The following is a 1,783-nucleotide window of genomic DNA, read 5'->3' as shown; positions in this document are numbered from 1 at the left end:
CCAACCACTCCGACGGATTTTTCTTTAGAAGATTTTTTCAAGGCCATATCCTTCCAGTCTGTTGTGGTAATAATAAAGTAAACTCAAATCCTGTGTTTCTATATTCCCTGCTTCATTTTTCACTAAAGGACGTTTTGCATGATACATGCCCACATTGGCCAGTCCATGGTTAATGATGGTATCCAGATCATCTTTCAGGTGAGGAGCTGCCTGTACTTTCCCTTCTGATTCCAATTCCAGTATCTTATCCAATACCTTTTGGCATTCATTTTTGAAATCAGCATAAACTATCACAATATCCTCCTCTGGGAGGCGCAAAAGATTGAAAAGATCCATTTTTTTATTTTCTCGCTTGATCATCTGGAATGCCGTAAATGCCACCAAATGCGAACTGAAGACCCTGTTGATGATATGTAATTCCTCAACGATACGGTTTCCTAACCTGTAGGTATATTCTTCTTCCCTTTGCATATCCACCGTCACCTTTCCATTGGAGATAAAATAATCCCTTGAATCAATGATCCTTCCGTTGCGGTCCATGCTGTTTCCGTCGGTATCCACATAATTGCCCAACACATCCATGGCCTTCCCAATTGAGACAGAGATGTCAGACCCTTTGGTAAAGAACTTGACCAGAAATTTTGAAATCTTGTAAGAAGTCGAAAATTCATCGGATTCCTGATAATACCTTTCCTGGCCCGTCAGAGAAAGGTGTTCCTGTATCAGACTTGGAGCTTCCAGTACAAAGTGGTAGTTGATTGTGACCGGTACAATAAATATTTTTCCATTGACATCTTCGAGGCCTTTTTGGTAATTGGCTCTTTGGGCTTCGACTGCTGTGCTGAGTAGTCCCAACTTCAGTTTCTTCTCTATTATCCCACTTCTAGATCGTGTTCCACCGGGGAAAAAGAGGCTGTGGACCCCAAACTGAATCGCCTCCGAGGAATAAGTTTTCAATGTTTCCAGATACAACAGGTTTTTCTTTCTCCTATCCACTTTATATGCCCCCAAGGCATTCATGAAATAAGCGAAGATTCCGATATTGAAGAGATTGAGACCCGCTCCATAAATGAATGGTGGCAACCCCAAAACTGAAATGACCCAGCCAATCAGAATACTGTCAAGATTGGAAAAATGCGTGGGAACCATTACGATGGTGCCTTTTGAGGCCAACTCCCTTATTTCATCTGTTTCACCGACTATCTGGATTTTGTCCTGTAGGGTGTACTGATTGCTGAATATAGATCTGAAGCCTTTCACCCTGGCAGCATTCAAGAGACGTGCAAAGCCAAAAGTGACAATCCTTCTGGTAACTTTATAATGGGAATGGATAAAATTACTGGCTATTTCTTCCGAATAGCGCATGGTGATATCATCCAGAATCTCCAGGTATTTTTTCTTTTTTTGGGTTTTGGTTGTATTGGTGTCGGCACTTATCTGGACTAGGCTGGATTTTACTTTCCTCCAAAAATCCTTTTCATCATCAGGATCAACGTCCCATGGATTTTGCTTTATCCTCAGTTTTTCCCTGTAAAGCGTTGTTTCCAACTCTTCTTTCAGCAGGGCCATATTATCACCTGTGATTTGGAGAACGGATCTTTTACTGGCTTCTGCTACCCTTTTGATAAAATCCTTTCGGCTTTTGCTGAGTTTGACAACAGGCCATTCATCCTTCTTGGGAAGAATCGGATCATATTTATGCTTGATATAATTTTCTGCCAAGTGTCTTTAGAGTTACGTAAAAAACAAAGATATAAAAAAATGGACTTGAGGTTGATTTTTT

General features: G+C 40.8%; 1 protein-coding gene. It reads right to left on the bottom strand.

Features of this window, described 5'->3' with window-relative positions; genetic code table 11:
• Positions 1-24 precede the first annotated feature (24 nt).
• Positions 25-1,722, bottom strand: a complete 1,698-nt coding sequence (locus ACEW8O_RS11685) for a 1-acyl-sn-glycerol-3-phosphate acyltransferase (RefSeq protein WP_373494809.1) — start codon at positions 1,720-1,722, stop codon at positions 25-27.
• Positions 1,723-1,783: the final 61 nt, after the last annotated feature.

Origin of the sequence: Aquiflexum sp. (assembly GCF_041749095.1) — a bacterium.
Taxonomy (GTDB): domain Bacteria; phylum Bacteroidota; class Bacteroidia; order Cytophagales; family Cyclobacteriaceae; genus Aquiflexum.
Note: the sequence above shows the minus strand (reverse complement) of the source record. Positions and strands in the feature narration are given on the sequence as shown.